The sequence below is a fragment of the Phyllobacterium sp. P30BS-XVII genome (assembly GCF_014138335.1).
In the GTDB taxonomy this organism is placed as follows: domain Bacteria; phylum Pseudomonadota; class Alphaproteobacteria; order Rhizobiales; family Rhizobiaceae; genus Phyllobacterium; species Phyllobacterium meliloti.
In genome coordinates this window covers 70,006-87,781 of sequence record NZ_JACGXO010000006.1, presented here as the reverse complement: position 1 = coordinate 87,781, position 17,776 = coordinate 70,006, and the positions used below count along the sequence as shown (strand labels likewise).

Below are 17,776 nucleotides of genomic sequence, written 5' to 3'. Positions count from 1 at the left end.
CAGCATGCCCGACTAGGAACGCAGCCCATGGATCGCTACGAAACATTCGCAACCTGGATATTTATCGCATTCGGCGTGGTGATACTGGCAGGATTGATGGCGTTCTCGATTGCCACTGGCGACAGGCAGGCGTTTTTGTTTACGATTGCGGCGTCTTGCGCCACATTTTTTCTGGGCGCTGCCGTGGTTTTCAATCAACCCAAGATATATGGCCTCATTTTGCTGGCCACGATCATTCTTGTTGGTTGTTCGATAACCGCAATCGTGACTTAGTCCATCACTCAACCGGCGGCGTAATGTGCCTGTAAGCGCCGTGCCAGTAGAGCAAGGGTTCAGCATTCTTGCGCACAGTGACCGCGCGCACCCTTCCAATGAGTATGCCATGCGAATGCCGTTCAATGGCGTCATCAAGTTCGCAATCAAGAACCGTCAGGGCATTCTTCAAAGCAAGCGTTCCTGTCGTAAGCTCATGCCATTCGCTATCCAGATAGCGATCAATCCCCTTGCGCCCGCCCCGCCCGGCAAAACTGTCTGCAACATGGCGCTGATCATGTGCCAACACATTGACACAGAAACTGCCATGACGCTGCAACACCGGCCATGATGAGGAATCCCTGTTGAGGCTGACAATCACCGATGGCGGGTCAATGGCCAGCGACGAAACCGAGGTTGCAGTAAAGCCTGTCCGGTCATTGCCACGCCCTACCGTGATAACACTCACCGCGCCCGCGAGGTGACGCATGGAATCCTTGAACAAATCGGCTTCCACAGTCAATTCGTGCTGGGCGGCACGCGCCCCTGTCTGAAAGACGGACATTTTTTCCTCATTCATTGGATCACTCTGGCAGGTGGGACCGTCAAAGTCCGGGCTTTCAGCTACGGAAGGATCACTTCGCTTGGTGTGCAAGAGGTCTTCGTCATTCGACTTTCGATGAATAGACTAGTGACCGGTTTCAGATGAGTATCCATCCACTCGATTTCAATCTCCTCGAGATCAAACGCAAATAGCTGCTCACAATCGCATTGCAGCACATTCGTATAGCGCGAAACCAGATTGTGCTTTGCTCAACCTGCGACCTTTCGGCAATTTTGTTTTGCCGTTCGCGGTAATTTCGAGAAACCAAATCTAAAACGGGTCGTATAGCGACTTCACGGCACCAGATGGATTGAACAGTTGCCAGTTGGAAACAGCAGCAATGAGTCTATTGATCGGCCATTAATCACCAGCTCATCCAGACATTGATAATGGCGCACTTTTCAACCTGCATGCCACGCTCAACTCAAATGCGGGATTTATTTCCACAACAAGGCCGCTGCGCGCAAAATCATACTCTTCCTTTCGCGAAAATTGTAATCTCTATCGTGTTAATCGTCTATTGGATGCCTGATGATGGCCACCATCTGCACAGAGAGAACAATTCCGATGGCGTCCACTGACTATACGACCACGCACAACGTACGCGCTTCGGCATTCCAACGTATTTTCAAAGACAAAGAGCGGGCCATCCTCGCCCTGATTTTCGCGGGCGCTTTTGCGTTCCATCTGGCCGTGCTGTTTAATCTCCTGCCCGCATAAGTTGTTACCGATATTATCCTGATCGCCCTGTTTTCGTCGAAGTTCAGCATCTCAACGGCGCTCCCGTGGCGCCAGAAATATTTTCAATTGTCATGGAACCAATCCCCCGCTGACACATTATATGGGTACTGGTACCCCAACCAGCCTTGGCTTTCCCCCCACAAGCCAACACAGCCCAATCCTCATACCCCTTGAGGATTGGGCTTTTTTCATTGCGCTTCCTTTGTCCGAACAGAACTGGTTCAATTTCGGCAGGAAAGGCTCTAGCATTGCAGAATAAGAAAACCTGAAACGGAGGAAGCAATGTCCATTGATAGCGCCAAACAAGCCATCGAGACTGCAATCCATCGCGGTGATTTTAAAAGCATGGGTGTTGCCGTATTCAAGGCAATCAATGCTTTGGAAGATCGAATCCGACAAATGGAAGAGGAAATTGCCCAGTTGAAAGCAAAAGTGAACTGACGCTGAGCCATTCGTTCTTTGAAATGAAAGTTGGCTATGTTAAGGTTTTGGCAAGTTGAGTGTAGCGGTACCTTGAGCCTGCGCCGCACTGAAACGATGCGTGATATTCTTATCCAGAGTCCAGTTTGTTAGAGCCAAATCAAGCCTCAACCCGTGAAACCCCTACCGTTTCGGCAGGGGTTTTGCTTGTGAGAACGGGCACGCCATGAAAATCATTCTGTCGATTGTTGCGATAATTCTGATCATTCTGGGCGGAGTATGGGCTTTGCAGGGCCTCAGCCTTATTGGCGGTAGTTTCATGGTCGGGCAAACCCGCTGGCTCTATATCGGGTTGGCGACCATCGTTGCAGGTGCCGTTCTGCTGGCATTTGCTGCTTCGCAAAAATAAAGCGCGAGCACTCACCAGTCCTTCATATTCCAGTCCCACGCTCGCTTTGACCCCTCAACGGTGTATTCCGGCACGAATGATTTGATCGTGCGCGCAACCGTCACTTCCCATAAGGAATCGAGATTTTACAAGGCTTTGACCTGCCCTATCAGCACCTTACGTCTGGATTTGTCAGGAGGTCGCTGATAGAACCGTGAGAGAAAAGCGGGAGGCTTGAGTTTTTATGACTGAACTGGCGATTATTGTTGAATTCGAAACACATGAAGGCCGGGAGGAAGAGTTTACGGCGCTCATTCGCGAGCATGCACGCAAAACACTTGACGAAGAACCGGGCTGCCTGCGCTTCGAAGTCATCAAACCAATCGAGCGTGACGGTACGCCTATTCCCAACAAGGTTATGGTCAACGAGCTTTATGCCAATGAGGCAGCCGTTACAGCCCATGAAAACAATCCGCGTCTGGTCAAAGTCCGTGCAGCCAATGCACCATTGCTCAAATCCAGCCGTTTGATCCTCGCCAAATCCCTGAGCGCCAAACCGGCCGAAGGCATGACCACGATGGAACTGAATGCCAGCAATGACGATTGAGGGGCTTTGCCTAACGTCTAATGTTGTTGGGCATCGAAATGTGCAATGAATAATCTTGAAGTACCCGCTATGGCTGCGACAGCAAGAAGGTTTCCTGTGAAAAGCAAATTGGCTCTTGCCATTCTCCTGCCATGCATTTTGGCCGTCAGCAATTGCAGCGCGATGCGTTGGATGGATGAAACCTCCAAATCGACAGGATCTTCCAAATGCGCAGGCTGGAACAAAATCCGCATCAAGCCGGAAACTGCTGTTTATCTTGCCCGGAATGATTTTTCCGCCGGAATAGACATCGACTCCCACAACCTGAATGGACAGTCGCACGGCTGCTGGAATTGATCACTTTCCAGAATCCTTTCCGGTAAACAGCGTCGGAAACGTTCTGGGTTTTCGGGAACCAAAAGCTGCTCCCACCGTTATTCCTTCGCTTAAGATGAAAGGAATTCTCGAAATGGCAACGAACGTATCGAAAGCACGTGACGCAGTTGAGGGTGATCTGGAAAGTCAGATTGCGGTCCTGCGCAAGGAACTTTCAGGGATCACCCAGTCCCTTTCCGATCAGGGTTATGATCTGCTTGATCAGGCAAATTCGACCTATGACACTGTGAAACGCCATGGTCGCAAGGCAGCACGCTTTGTGGGAGATGAAGCACAGGTTGTCGCCGATAAAGCGAAGGAAAACCCGCTGATCACTGTTGCCGTCATTTCTGCAATTGCGGGTATCGGCTTGCTTGCGGGTCTTAGCGCCTATCGCCGGTAAACCGGACGGGTCTTGAAACGGGTAATACGGCTGCCTATATCAGCTTCAGAAATTCGGTTCCGTCTTTGACCACGGATGTACTGGCACTGGTGTCGAGCCGAGTTTGGAAAGGTCGGGATTTCCCGGCCTTTTTTATTGCCTTTTTGCACCAAGGCAGCGTTTATCAGCCAGACTTGAGCCGGTCTTCTGTTGCACCCGCGAGGCGGAACATCTATGAAAGACGGGAATATAGCCTTGATCATGTTGGATCGGGTTTTACAGTGAGAGTGAGCCCCTTGATTCCGTGCCGGGGTGTTTAGAGCGAGCTGCCTGAATGGACAATTTTGAGAAATACGCACTGGCTTTGATGGTCGTATTCGGTGCCCTTATCATTGGCGGCCTGATGGCAGTCCATATTGCCTGGGTGCACAAGGCCGGATTTCTCTACGCGTTGAGCGCCGCTGTCGTTGTCTGGGCTGCCGGATTTGCCGTTCTCTTCGACAAGCCCCGGGTCTATGGTTTCCTGCTGCTTGTCGCTGCCGGTTTTATCACGGCGTCTATTGTCGTTCTCGTTCGCTGATTCCCAGCAATTTGGCGCCCGATATCTCTTGTTCGAAAATATGAAACTTTAGCTCATATTATTATTTACTTTATCAAGAATAATTCTAAACTAGAGTCTCGTTTCCAAGGCATGCCCTGATTTCAGGTTGAGAGAGATATTCCCATGCGCCTAACCAGACAGACAAATTATGCCATTCGCATTCTGATGTATTGCGCCGCCAATGATGGCAATCTGAGCCGGATTGCTGAAATTGCGCAGGCTTACACGGTCTCCGAACTTTTCCTGTTCAAGATTCTGCAGCCACTCGTTGAAAACGGTTTCGTTGAAACCGTACGTGGGCGCAATGGCGGTGTGAAGCTTGGCAAACCTGCAAAGGACATCACGCTTTTTGATGTTGTGCGCGTGACCGAAGAAAACTTTGCCATGGCAGAGTGCTTTGAGAACGATGCTGCCGAATGCCCGTTGATCGACAGTTGCGGCCTGAACGCTGCCTTGCGTAAGGCATTGAATGCATTCTTCGAAGTACTGGCCCAGTACTCCATTGACGATATCGTCAAGACAAGGGATGTGCGCGCCCTCCTCGGTATCGACAATCTGGCCCCGCGCCTCGCTACCGCCAGCTGATCCAGTCGCCCCACTTCCGGGATGACCCGTTTAAAAGATTAATCACCAGTCTTATTTTTCAAATGGAGTTTTCACCATGTATATAGCCATGAATCGTTTCAAAGTTCAGTCCGGGTCCGAAGAAGCCTTTGAGACCGTATGGAAAACACGCGACTCCCGTTTGGCGTCGGTTCCTGGTTTTGTCGAGTTTCATTTATTGCGCGGTTCCAAGAACGAGGAAGAGAACTATACCCTCTACGCCTCGCATACCATCTGGCGCACGCAGGCGGATTTTACCGCATGGACTCAGTCCGAACATTTCCGTGCCGCGCATCGCAACGCAGGCGATAGCAAGCCAAGCTATATCGGACATCCCCAATTCGAAGGATTCTCGGTGGTCGAAGGCGTCTGATTTAGTCTTTTCACGACAAATGAGACGTTTTGACACACGTAAAACCGGCAATTAGTTTTGCCGGTTTCTGTAATGAAATACGCCAAACATGATTGAATTGGTTATGTTATTTTCCTAGTTTAGAACTATTCTAACTTATTGATATCACGACATATTCAGCGTTGGCCATTTGACAGAATTCCGACAAACCGGTCTTATACAACCAGTATTGCGAATAACGCATGACCTTTAATGTTAGGGCCTTGAACCCTTGCGATTGGAGGAACCTTTGTCTGGTTCGAAAGTATTATCAGGCCACGGGACAATATTCCTTGGCCATTTTCAGCGAAGCGCCGCCTGCCCTGCCACCAGGGAAAGTTTTGACGATTTGATGGCGTCAGGATTTGTAGGTATTTATTCTTCCAGATACGGCGCGTAGACAATATGCTTGTATGTCATTGCAATATCATTACCCAAAAAGAGATCGAGAATACTATTGTTGAACTTCTCGATATTGACCCGTGGCAACTGATTGTCCCGGCAAAAGTCTACCATGCCATGCAGAAGCGCGGCCGCTGTTGCGGCTGCTTCCCAAACGTCGTTGAAACCATCATAAAGGTGACGGAAGAATATCACCTCCGCAGCGGTTCCAACGATTCTGATGCAGTCTCGTTTATTGATCGTGTGCGGGCATTGCGTCACGAATACGGGAGTTCACGGCATGAAAGGCGACAAAAAGGTCATCGAGCGGCTTAACGAAGCGCTGTTCCTCGAATTGGGAGCAGTCAATCAGTATTGGTTGCACTATCGCCTTCTGGACGATTGGGGTTACAAGCTGCTCGCCAAGAAAGAGCGCGCTGAATCCATTGAAGAAATGCAGCACGCTGATCGCATCATCGAGCGCATTATTTTCCTCGAAGGCCATCCAAATCTACAATCGATCGGCGCTCTCCGCATTGGTCAGAACATCAAGGAAGTGCTGGAAGCCGATCTTGCTGGTGAATATGACGCTGTAAAATCTTACAAGAAGTCACGCGAAATCTGCGCCGAAGTTGGCGACTACGTCACCAAGGAACTCTTCGATGAGCTTCTCAAGGACGAAGAAGGCCACATCGACTTCCTCGAGACACAGCTTGATCTGCTGGGCCGCATTGGCGTCGAGAACTACGGTCAGCTCAATGCTGCACCTGCTGACGCCGCTGAATAAGCCAATCATTTTGCATGCATAAAAAAGGGCGCCATTGGCGCCCTTTCCTTTGTCTGAAGACAAATCTTATTGCGGCAGCTTATCGTCTACGCCGGCTACGTAGAAGTTCATGCTGAGAATGGTCTTGTCATCGGCAGTTTCGCCAGCCTTCAACCACTCCGAACCATCCTGCTTCTTGACTGGGCCCGTGAACGGCTTCAGCGCGCCAGAAGCGATCTTGGCCTGCGTTTCCTCGGCCAGCTTCTTCACATCGTCAGGCATGTTGGTATACGGCGCCATCACAACAAGATTTTCATGCATACCATGGAAAACATTGTGGGTTTTCCATGTGCCGTCAATCACAGCCTTGGCCCGTTCAATGTAATAAGGGCCCCAATTATCAACGATAGAGGTCAACTGGGTTTCCGGACCGAACTTGATCATATCGGAAGCCTGACCGAATGCCTTGATTTTGCGCTCGGCAGCCACCTGCATCGGTGCAGTCGAATCCGTGTGCTGTGTAATGATATCAACACCCTGATCGACTAGAGCCTTGGCAGCATCGGCTTCCTTGCCCGGATCAAACCAGGAATTGGCCCAGATCACCTTGACCTTGAAATTTGGATTGACCGATTGCGCGCCCAGCATGAAGGAGTTGATGCCCTGCACCACTTCCGGGATCGGGAAGGAACCGATGTAACCGGCAACGCCAACCTTAGACATTTTGGCCGCGATCACGCCTTGCACATAACGGCCTTCATAGAAGCGCGAATTGTAAACCGCGACATTGTCCGCAGTCTTGTAACCGGTTGCGTGCTCGAACTTCACATTCGGGAATTTCTGCGCAACCTTGATTGTCGCATCCATATAGCCGAACGATGTTGTGAAAATCAGCTTGTTGCCCGCACGAGCCAGACGCTCGATGGAGCGTTCTGCGTCGGCACCCTCAGGTACACTTTCAAGGAACGTGGTTTCAACCTTGTCACCAAGCGCCTTTTCCATTTCCTTGCGGCCCTGATCATGCTGGTAGGTCCAGCCGAAATCACCGGGTGGTCCGATATAGATGAAGCCAACCTTCAGCTTCTCCTCGGCATGCGCCGCTCCCGTCACAGCAAAGCTGGCGGCCATGGACAGCGCCATAAGCAGTTTTTTCATTCGTGTTCACCTCTCTGTTAAACCAAATGCATTGTCTTTTTATTCTCGTCCAGCCGCTCAGCGGTCGGGCACGAAGGGTTTGCCGAGGGATGTCGGCGTATTCATAAGGGTCAGCCGCTTGTTGCGCGAAATCAGCACAAGAACGACAATTGTTGCCAGATAGGGCAAGGACGACATGAACTGCGAGGGTATGCCGATACCCAAAGCCTGCGCATGCAACTGGCCAATGGTCACAGCACCGAAGAGATAGGCACCAGCGAGAATGCGCCATGGCCGCCATGAAGCGAACACCACCAGTGCAAGTGCAATCCATCCCCGGCCCGACGTCATGTTTTCCACCCATTGCGGCACATAGACGAGCGATAGTTGCGCACCGGCGAGCCCGGCGCAAGCGCCCCCAAACATGACAGCGAGATAGCGAACCCGCACAACAGGGACACCAAGCGCGTGGGCTGATGTGTGATTGTCACCGACAGCACGCAGTGTCAGTCCGGCGCGGGTGCGGAACAGGAACCACGTAACCCCGATGGTAAGAAGGATCGAGATATAGAAAATCGGGTCTTGTCCGAACAGGAACTTGCCAACCACGGGAAGATCAGTGAGGACGGGAATGTACAGGGACTGCATCCGCACACCGGGCAACCCGACAAAGCTTTCCCCGATCATCGCCGACGCGCCGAGCCCGAGCAGTGTCAGCGCCAGCCCCGTTGCCACTTGATTGGTAACAAGCGTCAGTGTCAGAAAACCGAACAACAGGGAAAAGGCTGCACCCGCAAGAATGGCTGCGAACATTCCAAGCCACGCCGATCCCGTTACTTGCGCCACACCAAAACCCGCAACGGCACCCATGATCATCATGCCTTCAACGCCGAGATTGAGGACGCCGGATCTCTCCACCACCAGTTCGCCCATCGCGGCGATCAGCAAAGGCGTTGCCGCGGTGGCAACAGTCAAAAGAATGGCTTCAAACATGCCCATATTACGCGCCCTTTGCTGCGGTTTCGCTGTGACGGGTCACGAAGCGGATGCGGTAATAGATGAGCGTGTCACTCGCCAGCACGAAAAACAGGATGATGCCCTGAAAGATGCGCGCTGATTTCTCCGAAATACCAAGCGAAACCTGCGCCGCTTCACCACCAAGATAGGACAGCGCCAGAACCAGCCCTGCAGCAACAATGCCGAGCGGATTGAGACGGCCAAGAAAGGCAACAATGATCGCGGTAAAACCGTAGCCCGGTGTGATCGTCGTGCGCAGTTGTCCGACAGCACCAGAAACCTCGGCAATGCCAGCCAGTCCGGCAAGCGCACCCGACACGAGAAACGCGAAGAATGTCAGGCGTCCGGCGCTAAAACCGGCAAAACGCCCTGCCCTTGCGCTGCGTCCAAGCACCTTGATTTCAAAGCCGTTCAATGTGCGCGACAGCATGAACCAGACGAGCAGCGCAGCGACGATAGCCAAAATGAACCCCCAATGCGCACGGCCCGATTCAGCCCAAATCTCCGGGAGTATGGCGCTCGAATTGAACTGCACGGTTTCAGGGAAATTGAAGCCTTGCGGATTACGCCAGGGGCCACGCACGATCCAGTCAAGGAACAGCTGTGCCACATAAACAAGCATCAGGCTGGTCAGAATTTCGTTGGTATTGAACCGCACCTTCAGAAAGGCCGGAATGGTGGCATAGGCCATACCACCCGCCATGCCGAGCAAAAGCATGATCGGCAGGACATACCAGCCCTGAAAACCCGGGAAAACAACGGGCAGGATCGATCCGGCAATACCGCCCATGATCAATTGCCCTTCCGCGCCAATATTCCAGTTGTTGGACAGAAAGCAGACGGAAAGCCCGACAGCGATCAGGATCAGTGGCGCCGCCTTCACCAGCAATTCATGCCATGACCAGATTTCGGTCAAGGGCTCGACGAAATAGGCATAGAGCGCCGAAACCGGATTCTTGCCCAATAGCGAGAACAGGATAGCTCCAGCAATCAGCGTCAGGAAAAGTGCAATGAAAGGTGAAAGCGCACTGAACAGCGCTGAGTGTTGCGGACGTTTGACCAGTTCAATACGCATCAGACCGCCCCTGCATTTACATGTGCCGAAGCAGTATCTGCGCCGCCCATCATCAGGCCGACACGCTCCATGTTCATTGCTTCAATTGGCACTGATTCCGAAAGATGCCCATGCACCATAGCGGCAATGCGATCGGAAATTTCAAAGAGTTCATCAAGATCCTGGCTGATGACAATGACTGCAGAACCACCGCGGGCAAGATCGACAAGCGCCTGCCTTATATGCGCCGCGGCACCCGCATCGACGCCCCATGTAGGCTGATTAACGACCAGAACAGAAGGGTTTCTATCCAACTCGCGGCCGATGAGAAACTTCTGCAGGTTTCCGCCGGATAGTGCTGATGCATCTGGATTTTCTGCACTTTTGCGGACATCCATCTGCGCAACGATACGCTTTGCAGCAAGGGTAAGACTCGATTGCTGTAACAGCCTTAAAAGTCCGCCGCCGAGAAAGACTTTTCCATCCGTCGAATAACGCGACAGCAGCAGGTTGTTCGTCAATGACATATCCGGAACCGCCCCATGGCCAAGGCGCTCTTCGGGAACAAAAGCGGCGCCAAGCCTGCGCCGTGCAGAAATACCCGAGCGCCCCGCATCCTTGCCCCGAATGCGGACAATATCTGCCCGTTCCTGCAAGGCTTCTCCCGATATGGCTTCGAAGAGTTCACCTTGCCCATTGCCAGCAACGCCCGCAATACCGAGAATTTCACCCGGTTTGACGGACAGTCGGACATCATGCAGCGATACAGAAAACGGGCCTCGCGGTTTTTGCGACAGGCCATTGACCTCAATCAAGGCCGCTTGGGTGGCAGGCGCATCATTCGGGCGCCGCTCAATGACATGAATATCGCTGCCCACCATCATGCGGGCAAGCGAGGCTGATGTTTCCTTGCGTGGATCACACTGGCCAACAACCTTGCCATGACGCAGCACCGTCGCCCGGTCACACAAGCGCCGGACCTCTTCAAGCCTGTGGCTGATGTAGAGAATTGACTTCCCTTCCGACCGCAACCGTTCGAGTGTCACAAACAGCAGGTCGGCTTCCTGCGGTGTCAGCACCGACGTCGGCTCGTCGAGAATGATCAGATCAGGATTTTGCAGCAGACAGCGAATAATCTCAATGCGTTGGCGTTCGCCGACAGAAAGATCGCCGACCAGCGCATCCGGATCAACAGGCAAACCATAGGTCTGGCCAATTTCCCGCGCTCTGGTTGCAATGGTGTTCAGGTCGGTCTTCACATCAAGTGACAGGGCGATGTTTTCAGCGGCTGTCAAAGCGTCGAACAGGGAAAAATGCTGGAAAACCATGCCGATACCCAGCGATCTTGCGAAAGCTGGATTGGCCATTGCAACAGTGTCACCCTTCCAGCCAATATCACCGGAACTCGGCTGCAAGGCGCCGAACAGCATCTTCACCAGTGTCGATTTACCGGCGCCGTTTTCGCCCAGAAGTGCGTGGATTTCGCCGGTGCCGATTGTCAGATCGATCCCGTCACAGGCTTTCAGAGAGCCAAAAATTTTCGTGAGAGCGCTTGCTTCCAGAAGTGGACGCCCCGCCCCGCCTTTATCACTTATGCTTGTCATAGTACCCCACGGCCCGGGACGATTATTATAAGGTGTCCCCTAACCGTTTTCGATCCTATGTCGGGCAGTATCGATTTGGGAAGTGCAAAACCTGAGGTTGCGGCCATTTGCGCACATTATTCGAGCATTATTTTCAGTGGCTTAAGGAATAAGCACAGTTGTCCCGGTTGTTTTGCGTGCTTCAAGATCGCGATGGGCCGTTGCAGCATCTTTCAGTGCGTATCTTTGGCCGATATCAATGCGCACAACGCCGCTTTCCACCTGAGCAAAAAGCTCGCGTGCAGCATTTTCAAGAGCGGCCCGCGCGGCGACATAGACAAACAAGGTTGGCCGCGTCAGATAAAGCGAACCCTTGCGTGACAGAATACCAAGATCGAACGGTGGGACGGGACCCGAGGATTGGCCAAAACAAACGATCATGCCACGCGGACGCAGACAATCCAGCGATCCATCGAACGTGTCCTTGCCGACAGAGTCATAGACAACATCCACTCCTTTGCCGCCGGTGATTTCCTTCACCCGCTCGACAAAATTCTCGGTGCGATAGTTGATGACGTGATCAAACCCATTTTGAAGCGCCAGCTTTACCTTCTCATCTGAACCGGCAGTGCCGATAACAGTCGCACCCAGATGTTTGGCCCATTGTCCGGCGATAAGCCCGACACCACCAGCCGCCGCATGAAACAGGATCGTATCGCCTTTCTTTACGGGATATGTCTCCCGCAACAGATAATAGGCGGTCATGCCTTTCAGCATCATCGAGCCGGCTTGCTCCGATGAAATGGCATCCGGAACTTTCACCAGACGATCCGCCGGCATGAGGCGTTCTTCCGCATAGGCACCGATCGGATTGACATAGGCGACGCGATCTCCCGCCTTAAAATCCGTAACACCTGCACCAACGGACAGGACAACGCCTGCACCTTCATTGCCAGGAATCAGCGGCAAACCGCCGGGCGACGGATAAAGGCCGGTGCGGAAATAAACATCGATGAAATTCAGCCCGATGGCCTCGTTGCGCATACGCACTTCACCGGGGCCAGGCTCACCGACCTCAACGTCTTCATAAACAAGAGCTTCCGGGCCGCCCGTTTGATGAATGCGGATTGCTTTGACCATCATGCCTTCTCCGTCCGTCCAAGATTGGGAAATGCCTGCATTACTGCACCGATTAGAAACAGATAAATACCCGTCACCGAAATGCCAATACGCACCCAGAGGGGCGAATCCAGATGCTGGTACAGCGACAGCACGCCGAATGCACACCACAGGAAGAATATCGTCAGATTGAGTGGCCGCAGCCGCTGTACGCGTACCGGATGCAGGAAATAGATCGGCAGGAAGGAAACAATCGCAGCGCCGAGAACGATGGCAAATGCCACCCATTCACCCGGTTTGACGATAAACAGTGTGAAAACCAGCATATTCCAGACGACAGGAAAGCCTTTGAAGAAGTTTTCCTTCGTCTTCATACCCGTATCGGCATAGTAGATCGCGCTCGATACCACGATGATTGCCGCTGCCAGAAATGACAGGCCCTCACCCATGAAGCCGCGCTGGTAGAGCGCAAAGGCCGGAATGAGCACGTAGGTCATGTAATCTATGATATTGTCGAGGAGTTCTCCCGACCAGTTGGGCAGGACATATTTGACTTCAAGCTTGCGTGCGATCGGACCATCGATGCCATCGACGAAAAGTGCGAGGCCCAGCCACCAGAACATCGCCGTCCAGCTTTGTTCGCTGGCGGCGACAACCGACAGGAATGCAAGAAATGAACCGGAAGCGGTCAACAAGTGGACTGAGAACGCTTTGGCTTGTGGTGCCGTTACTTTTTTGGGCTTAACGCCTTTGGGCAAAGTTGGTTTTTTCACGGTCCGCGCCAATCTGCTGCATGATACTCATCCGCTTGTCCCTATATGTTATCAAGGACAAACGATTTGCGAGCAGCTTTTCTTGAAAATGGCTCAAAGCGCAAGCAAAGTTCTTGATATAAACTGTTGAAAGCCTAAATGGCTTGGAAGCGGAGTGAGATGATGACCAGCACCAGAACAGATCCGATCATTGTGGCCGGAACCGGTCATGTGGGGTTGATTGCAGCCATTGCCCTTGGCCGGAGTTTTGAGAACGTCATCAGTCTTGGGGTTATTCCTAATGGTACAGATAAACGCACGACTGCCCTTATGATGCCCGCCATTCGCTTTCTCCAGCGTATTGAGCTGTGGGACAGCATCGCGCCGCACGCCGCACCCATCGGCTCCATGCGCATTCTTGATGGCACAAACCGGCTGGTCCGCAGCCCGGCAGTGACATTTGAAGCCAGCGAGATCGATGAAGAAGCGTTTGGCTACAACATCCCCAACGCCACATTGACCAAAACGCTCAATGCCGCGCTAAAGCAGGTACCGGTTCGTCATGTGGCGGCATCGGCCACCCGCTACCATCCCGTTGAGAACGCCACGGCGGTCGAAGCCAGCGACGGCTCAATGTTCTCCGCCAATATTGTTATCGCTGCCGATGGCAGGTCGTCTCTGGCACGCGAGGCTGCGGGCATTTCTGCGCGCACATGGCAGTACAACCAGACCGCTCTTGTACTCAGCTTTAGCCACACCCGCGAACATCATGATATTTCTACGGAGTTTCACACGGAGCATGGACCTTTCACGCAGGTGCCGCTGGCCGGAAAGCGCTCGAGCCTCGTATGGGTAACGACACCTGCGCACGCTGCTGAACTGCTTGATCTGACCGCAGAGCAATTGGCAATGCGTGTTGAGGAACGCATGCAGTCCATGCTTGGGGCTGTTACGATTGACGTTGAACCACAGGCCTGGCCACTATCAGGGCTTGTTCCAACCGCCTTCGCCCGCAATCGCGTGTTTCTGGCGGGTGAATCAGCCCACGTCTTTCCACCAATCGGCGCACAGGGGCTTAATCTGGGCGTCAGGGATGTCGAAACATTGCTCGACACCTTGCCGGCGGATGGTAGCGACCTTGGCGCTGCAACGGTCGTTTCTGCTTACAACCGCAAGCGCAGCCCTGACATCATTGCCCGCACCGGTGCTGTTGACGCGCTGAACAGGTCATTGCTCTCTGATTTCCTGCCTGTACAGATGGTTCGTAGCGGCGGATTGGAGCTGCTGCGCACCTTCTCGCCCTTGCGCAGCTTTCTTATGCGCGAAGGCCTGCGCCCCGGCAGCGGCTTTCGCTGGCCGCGCCGGGAAGCGGATCGCGTCTAGACGAGAACGAAATCCATCAACAGTTTGACGTTGAGCACGGCGATCACCACCGCAATGAACATGGCAAGAGCCGTGAGCCATTTGGGTGAAACCAAAGCGCCCATTTTCGTCTTGCTGGCCGTGAAGATAACCAATGGGAACACCGCAAAGGAAAGCTGAAGGCTGAGGACGACCTGCGTCAGGATCAGAAGCTTGGCTGTTCCGCTGTCGCCATACCAGACGGTGACGATTGCCGCCGGAATGATGGCGATGGCTCGGGTGATCAACCGGCGCAGCCAAGGTGCCAGCCTGATCTTGAGAAAGCCTTCCATGACGATCTGACCAGCCAATGTAGCCGTTACAGTCGAGTTGATACCGCAGCACAGCAGCGCGATACCGAACAGCGTTGGTGCAAAGGCCCAGCCAAGCAGCGGTGCGAGCAGTGAATGCGCTTCACCAAGTTCCGCAACTTCAGTCTGGCCCGTCTTGTTGAAAGTCGCCGCAGCAAGGATCAGGATCGCCGCATTGATCAGCAAGGCAAACATCAGCGCGATGGTCGAGTCCCATGTGGCATATTTCAAAGCCTGACGCTTCTCCGGCATTGTGTGGCCATAGTCGCGCGTCTGAATGATACCGGAGTGCAGGTAAAGATTATGCGGCATCACCGTCGCACCAAGAATACCAAGGGCGAGGTAAAGCATCTCCGGATTGGTAACAATCTGCGTGGTTGGCGCGAATCCCTTGATAACCGCAGCCCAATCGGGGTCGGCCAAGAAAATCTGGATACCAAAACAGAGAGCAATCACGCCCAGCAGCGTGATGATCAGCGCTTCTACCCAACGGAATCCAAGTTTTTGCAGATAAAGAATCAGAAATACGTCAAGTGCCGTGATCAGAACACCGATCTCAAGCGGCACACCGAAAATAAGATTGAGGCCAATCGCTGTACCGATCACCTCCGCGATATCCGTTGCGATAATCGCGATTTCCGCCATAAGCCAGAGCGTGTAGGCCACGGGCCTTGGAAAGGCATCGCGGCAGGCTTGGGCAAGGTCCCTGCCCGAACCGATGGCTAAACGGGCGCAAAGTGCCTGCAGCACGATTGCCATGATGTTGGAAATCAGCGCGACAACAAGCAGCGTATAACCAAACTTCGACCCGCCCGCGAGCGATGTCGCCCAGTTTCCCGGGTCCATATAGCCAACAGCAACGAGATAACCCGGCCCCACAAAGGCTGCGGCCCTGCGCCAACCCGGTCCCGTTGTTCTGACTGCTATTGAGCGATGCACATCTGAAAGCGATGCATCGCCCCGTTCGCGCCGCCAGCCATCGTCCGTATCGGCTGCCTGCCGCAAGGAATCCATGAAATACCTCTAATCCTAGTCGCAATTGCAAATCATTCGCAATAGTACACACAAAGATTGCAACCACAAGTACGGGTTTGCTGCGACGAAACAGCCCATATTGCAGCGTGGCGGCTTGATGGTGCAGATTTTCAGGGGAAGACAGGCGTTGGGGCTGTGATCAGCGGGGGCGAAGCCTGAAGACGCTCGATTTCACAGTGGATGTTTTCACTTGCCCGACATCGGGAACAAAATATTCGGCAATCAGCTCAAGGCGATCAACCGGAAGATGCGCCCTCTCCGGATCACCGATCAGTACATTGATTCCCGCATCAAGGCATCGGTCAAGAAACGCAATCACCCGGCTGGCGAGTTCAGGCCCGTAGAAAAGATCGCCGACAACGACCAGATCGACCGCCGGTGGCGATCCGGAGGTCAAATCATCCCCTATGAGGGTCAGAGCGACATTGTTGATCGCTGCATTCAACTGCAAAGCGGCAATCGCGTTCTGATCAATTTCTGCTGCAAGGACATGACTTGCGCCTGCTTTGGCTGCCGCAATGGCGATAATCCCGGAACCCGCGCCGAGGTCGAGAACCTTTAAGCCCCTCACACTCTGCGGCTGTTCAAGGATATAGCGCGCAAGCGCAGCACCACCCGCCCAGAGATAGGCCCAATAGGGTGGCTCGGGATCGCCGCCATCAATCGATTCCGCCAGACGCCAGAGCCCACTTGCCGGATGAGACGTGTGAAGCAGGATTTCCGGAAGCGATGGTACTTCCGCAACAGGCATGTTCGCCTGAATGAATTTCGCTCGATCTATCGCCAACAACGCTCCGGAAACACAATAGCAGCCCAGCCAATCGCCGGGTGCGGGATATCAATATCAGGGAATAAACCCATGCGTCATCACATATAGCCACAAGGTCAGGGTTACGACCGAAAACAGCGTCGTTGCCAGAATGCTGCTCGATGCGCGTTCAACCCACACGCCATATTGCTGGGCAATGACAAAGACATTCGTCGCCGTTGGCAATGCCGCCAGCAACATGGCGGTATATACCCAAACAGGCGGAAAATCACCGGCAAGGTGAAGCATGCCGTATATGAGCAGCGGCTGGAAAATCAGCTTGATCGGCACGATCATGTAGAGTTCCGGCGGCACTCGCTTCAGCGGCCGTAAGGCCAGCGTCACACCCATGGCAAACAATGCGCATGGCGCAGCGGCTTTTGCCAGGAGATCAATCAATTTGTCGATGGAGGACGGTGGTTCAAACCCGACAATAGCCGCAGCAACACCGAGAATTGTCGCTATGATAAAGGGATGCAGCAATATCTTTTTGAGAACGCTGATCACGAGTTCATGCGGCTGGCGTTTCTCCTTGCCTGATAGTGCCATCATCAGCGGTGCCATGATGAAATGCAGCGTATTGTCGAAACAGAATATCAGGGCGACAGGGACGGCAGCAGGAGCGCCGAAAGCCATGATTGCCAGTCCCGGCCCCATATAGCCGATATTACCATAGGCGGCTGCCAATCCTTGAATTGTGCTCTCGTCAATTTTGCGCGTTCGGTAGAAAGCCACACCGAACATCACCAGAAAAACACAAAGTGTTGATGCCGTACAACCAATGATGAAAGCCCATTGAGTCAGTTCAGCGACGGGTGTCTTTGAGAGGATCTGGAAAAACAGTGCCGGCAACGCCACATAGACAATGAAAACGTTCATCCACCCCATGGCCTCCAGCGGCTGACGACTGACGCGGGCAACCACAAATCCAAGAAAGATCAGGCCGAAAAATGGAAGAACAAGATTGAAAACGCTGAGCATGACGAGCTTTGACCATTGGAACGCGACCGGAAATGGCAAGACGCCATAGATGCTCGCACGATTTGATGGAGACAGGTATGTCTCTGATATC

23 protein-coding genes are annotated in these 17,776 nt (G+C 53.2%); 13 read left to right on the top strand and 10 right to left on the bottom strand.

The genetic code is table 11. The features are described from left to right. The first annotated feature begins 27 nt into the window (after positions 1–27). On the top strand, positions 28–273 hold the full coding sequence (locus FHW17_RS17155; RefSeq protein ID WP_112526750.1) for a hypothetical protein: 246 nt from the start codon (positions 28–30) through the stop codon (positions 271–273). 4 nt (positions 274–277) lie between these two features. On the opposite strand, the gene FHW17_RS17150 is transcribed toward FHW17_RS17155, so the two are convergent. Further along, entirely contained in the window at positions 278–817 is a 540-nt protein-coding gene (locus FHW17_RS17150; RefSeq protein ID WP_112526748.1) for a flavin reductase family protein, read from the bottom strand. A 570-nt stretch (positions 818–1,387) separates the two neighbouring features. On the opposite strand from FHW17_RS17150, the gene FHW17_RS17145 reads away from it, so the two are divergent. The 11 genes from FHW17_RS17145 (at position 1,388) to bfr (ending at position 6,511) form a co-directional block, all read left to right on the top strand. Beyond that, positions 1,388–1,576 (top strand): hypothetical protein, encoded by a 189-nt coding sequence (locus tag FHW17_RS17145; RefSeq protein WP_182510398.1) that lies wholly within the window; start codon positions 1,388–1,390, stop codon positions 1,574–1,576. Positions 1,577–1,879: 303 nt separating this feature from the next. Continuing rightward, positions 1,880–2,038 carry a hypothetical protein gene (locus FHW17_RS17140; protein ID WP_162700303.1) on the top strand — a complete coding sequence of 53 codons (159 nt, stop codon included), beginning with the start codon at positions 1,880–1,882 and terminating at the stop codon, positions 2,036–2,038. A gap of 205 nt (positions 2,039–2,243) precedes the next feature. Then, positions 2,244–2,426 carry a hypothetical protein gene (locus FHW17_RS17135; protein WP_182510397.1) on the top strand — a complete coding sequence of 61 codons (183 nt, stop codon included), beginning with the start codon at positions 2,244–2,246 and terminating at the stop codon, positions 2,424–2,426. A gap of 223 nt (positions 2,427–2,649) precedes the next feature. Next, a complete protein-coding gene (locus FHW17_RS17130; RefSeq protein ID WP_112526744.1) occupies positions 2,650–3,012 on the top strand; it encodes an antibiotic biosynthesis monooxygenase in 363 nt (120 codons plus the stop codon). 45 nt (positions 3,013–3,057) lie between these two features. Further along, a complete protein-coding gene (locus FHW17_RS17125) occupies positions 3,058–3,348 on the top strand; it encodes a hypothetical protein (RefSeq protein WP_182510396.1) in 291 nt (96 codons plus the stop codon). 112 nt (positions 3,349–3,460) lie between these two features. After that, a complete protein-coding gene (locus tag FHW17_RS17120; protein ID WP_182510395.1) occupies positions 3,461–3,769 on the top strand; it encodes a hypothetical protein in 309 nt (102 codons plus the stop codon). A gap of 313 nt (positions 3,770–4,082) precedes the next feature. Next, positions 4,083–4,328 carry a hypothetical protein gene (locus tag FHW17_RS17115; protein WP_091876864.1) on the top strand — a complete coding sequence of 82 codons (246 nt, stop codon included), beginning with the start codon at positions 4,083–4,085 and terminating at the stop codon, positions 4,326–4,328. Between the two features lie 144 nt (positions 4,329–4,472). Then, on the top strand, positions 4,473–4,934 hold the full coding sequence (rirA, locus tag FHW17_RS17110) for an iron-responsive transcriptional regulator RirA (protein WP_091876866.1): 462 nt from the start codon (positions 4,473–4,475) through the stop codon (positions 4,932–4,934). 76 nt (positions 4,935–5,010) lie between these two features. Next, positions 5,011–5,325, top strand: coding sequence for an antibiotic biosynthesis monooxygenase (locus FHW17_RS17105; protein WP_112526738.1), 315 nt, complete (start codon positions 5,011–5,013; stop codon positions 5,323–5,325). Between the two features lie 423 nt (positions 5,326–5,748). Beyond that, positions 5,749–6,060, top strand: a complete 312-nt coding sequence (locus FHW17_RS17100) for a (2Fe-2S)-binding protein (RefSeq protein WP_112526736.1) — start codon at positions 5,749–5,751, stop codon at positions 6,058–6,060. Then, positions 6,026–6,511 carry a bacterioferritin gene (gene bfr, locus FHW17_RS17095; protein WP_112526734.1) on the top strand — a complete coding sequence of 162 codons (486 nt, stop codon included), beginning with the start codon at positions 6,026–6,028 and terminating at the stop codon, positions 6,509–6,511. The genes FHW17_RS17100 and bfr overlap by 35 nt, the downstream gene beginning before the upstream one ends. 66 nt (positions 6,512–6,577) lie before the next feature. Here the strand turns inward: bfr and FHW17_RS17090 are convergent, their stop codons facing one another. The 6 genes from FHW17_RS17090 to pcsA all read right to left on the bottom strand — a co-directional run bounded on the left by FHW17_RS17090 (position 6,578) and on the right by pcsA (position 13,170). After that, positions 6,578–7,645: a BMP family ABC transporter substrate-binding protein gene (locus FHW17_RS17090; RefSeq protein WP_091876873.1), complete on the bottom strand. Its 1,068-nt coding sequence runs from the start codon at positions 7,643–7,645 to the stop codon at positions 6,578–6,580. Between the two features lie 57 nt (positions 7,646–7,702). Then, positions 7,703–8,623 carry an ABC transporter permease gene (locus FHW17_RS17085; protein WP_175540490.1) on the bottom strand — a complete coding sequence of 307 codons (921 nt, stop codon included), beginning with the start codon at positions 8,621–8,623 and terminating at the stop codon, positions 7,703–7,705. Position 8,624: 1 nt separating this feature from the next. Beyond that, complete coding sequence (locus FHW17_RS17080; RefSeq protein ID WP_182510394.1) at positions 8,625–9,716, bottom strand: ABC transporter permease; 1,092 nt, start codon at positions 9,714–9,716, stop codon at positions 8,625–8,627. Then, positions 9,716–11,299: an ABC transporter ATP-binding protein gene (locus FHW17_RS17075; protein WP_182510393.1), complete on the bottom strand. Its 1,584-nt coding sequence runs from the start codon at positions 11,297–11,299 to the stop codon at positions 9,716–9,718. The genes FHW17_RS17080 and FHW17_RS17075 overlap by 1 nt, the downstream gene beginning before the upstream one ends. A gap of 141 nt (positions 11,300–11,440) precedes the next feature. Then, positions 11,441–12,418: a quinone oxidoreductase gene (locus FHW17_RS17070; protein WP_113097166.1), complete on the bottom strand. Its 978-nt coding sequence runs from the start codon at positions 12,416–12,418 to the stop codon at positions 11,441–11,443. After that, complete coding sequence (gene pcsA, locus FHW17_RS17065; RefSeq protein WP_091878347.1) at positions 12,418–13,170, bottom strand: phosphatidylcholine synthase; 753 nt, start codon at positions 13,168–13,170, stop codon at positions 12,418–12,420. Before pcsA ends, FHW17_RS17070 begins: the two co-directional genes overlap by 1 nt. A 162-nt stretch (positions 13,171–13,332) precedes the next feature. On the opposite strand from pcsA, the gene FHW17_RS17060 reads away from it, so the two are divergent. After that, the gene (locus FHW17_RS17060; RefSeq protein ID WP_182510392.1) at positions 13,333–14,532 is read left to right on the top strand and encodes a UbiH/UbiF family hydroxylase; all 1,200 of its coding nucleotides are present in this window, start codon (positions 13,333–13,335) and stop codon (positions 14,530–14,532) included. Here FHW17_RS17060 and FHW17_RS17055 read toward each other — a convergent pair. The 3 genes from FHW17_RS17055 to FHW17_RS17045 all read right to left on the bottom strand — a co-directional run bounded on the left by FHW17_RS17055 (position 14,529) and on the right by FHW17_RS17045 (position 17,685). Then, entirely contained in the window at positions 14,529–15,875 is a 1,347-nt protein-coding gene (locus tag FHW17_RS17055; protein ID WP_091876884.1) for an Nramp family divalent metal transporter, read from the bottom strand. The two genes, FHW17_RS17060 and FHW17_RS17055, sit on opposite strands and share 4 nt — an antisense overlap. 160 nt (positions 15,876–16,035) lie before the next feature. After that, entirely contained in the window at positions 16,036–16,647 is a 612-nt protein-coding gene (locus FHW17_RS17050; protein WP_182510503.1) for a 50S ribosomal protein L11 methyltransferase, read from the bottom strand. A 93-nt stretch (positions 16,648–16,740) separates the two neighbouring features. Then, positions 16,741–17,685 carry an AEC family transporter gene (locus FHW17_RS17045; RefSeq protein ID WP_113097168.1) on the bottom strand — a complete coding sequence of 315 codons (945 nt, stop codon included), beginning with the start codon at positions 17,683–17,685 and terminating at the stop codon, positions 16,741–16,743. Between the last annotated feature and the right edge of the window lie 91 nt (positions 17,686–17,776).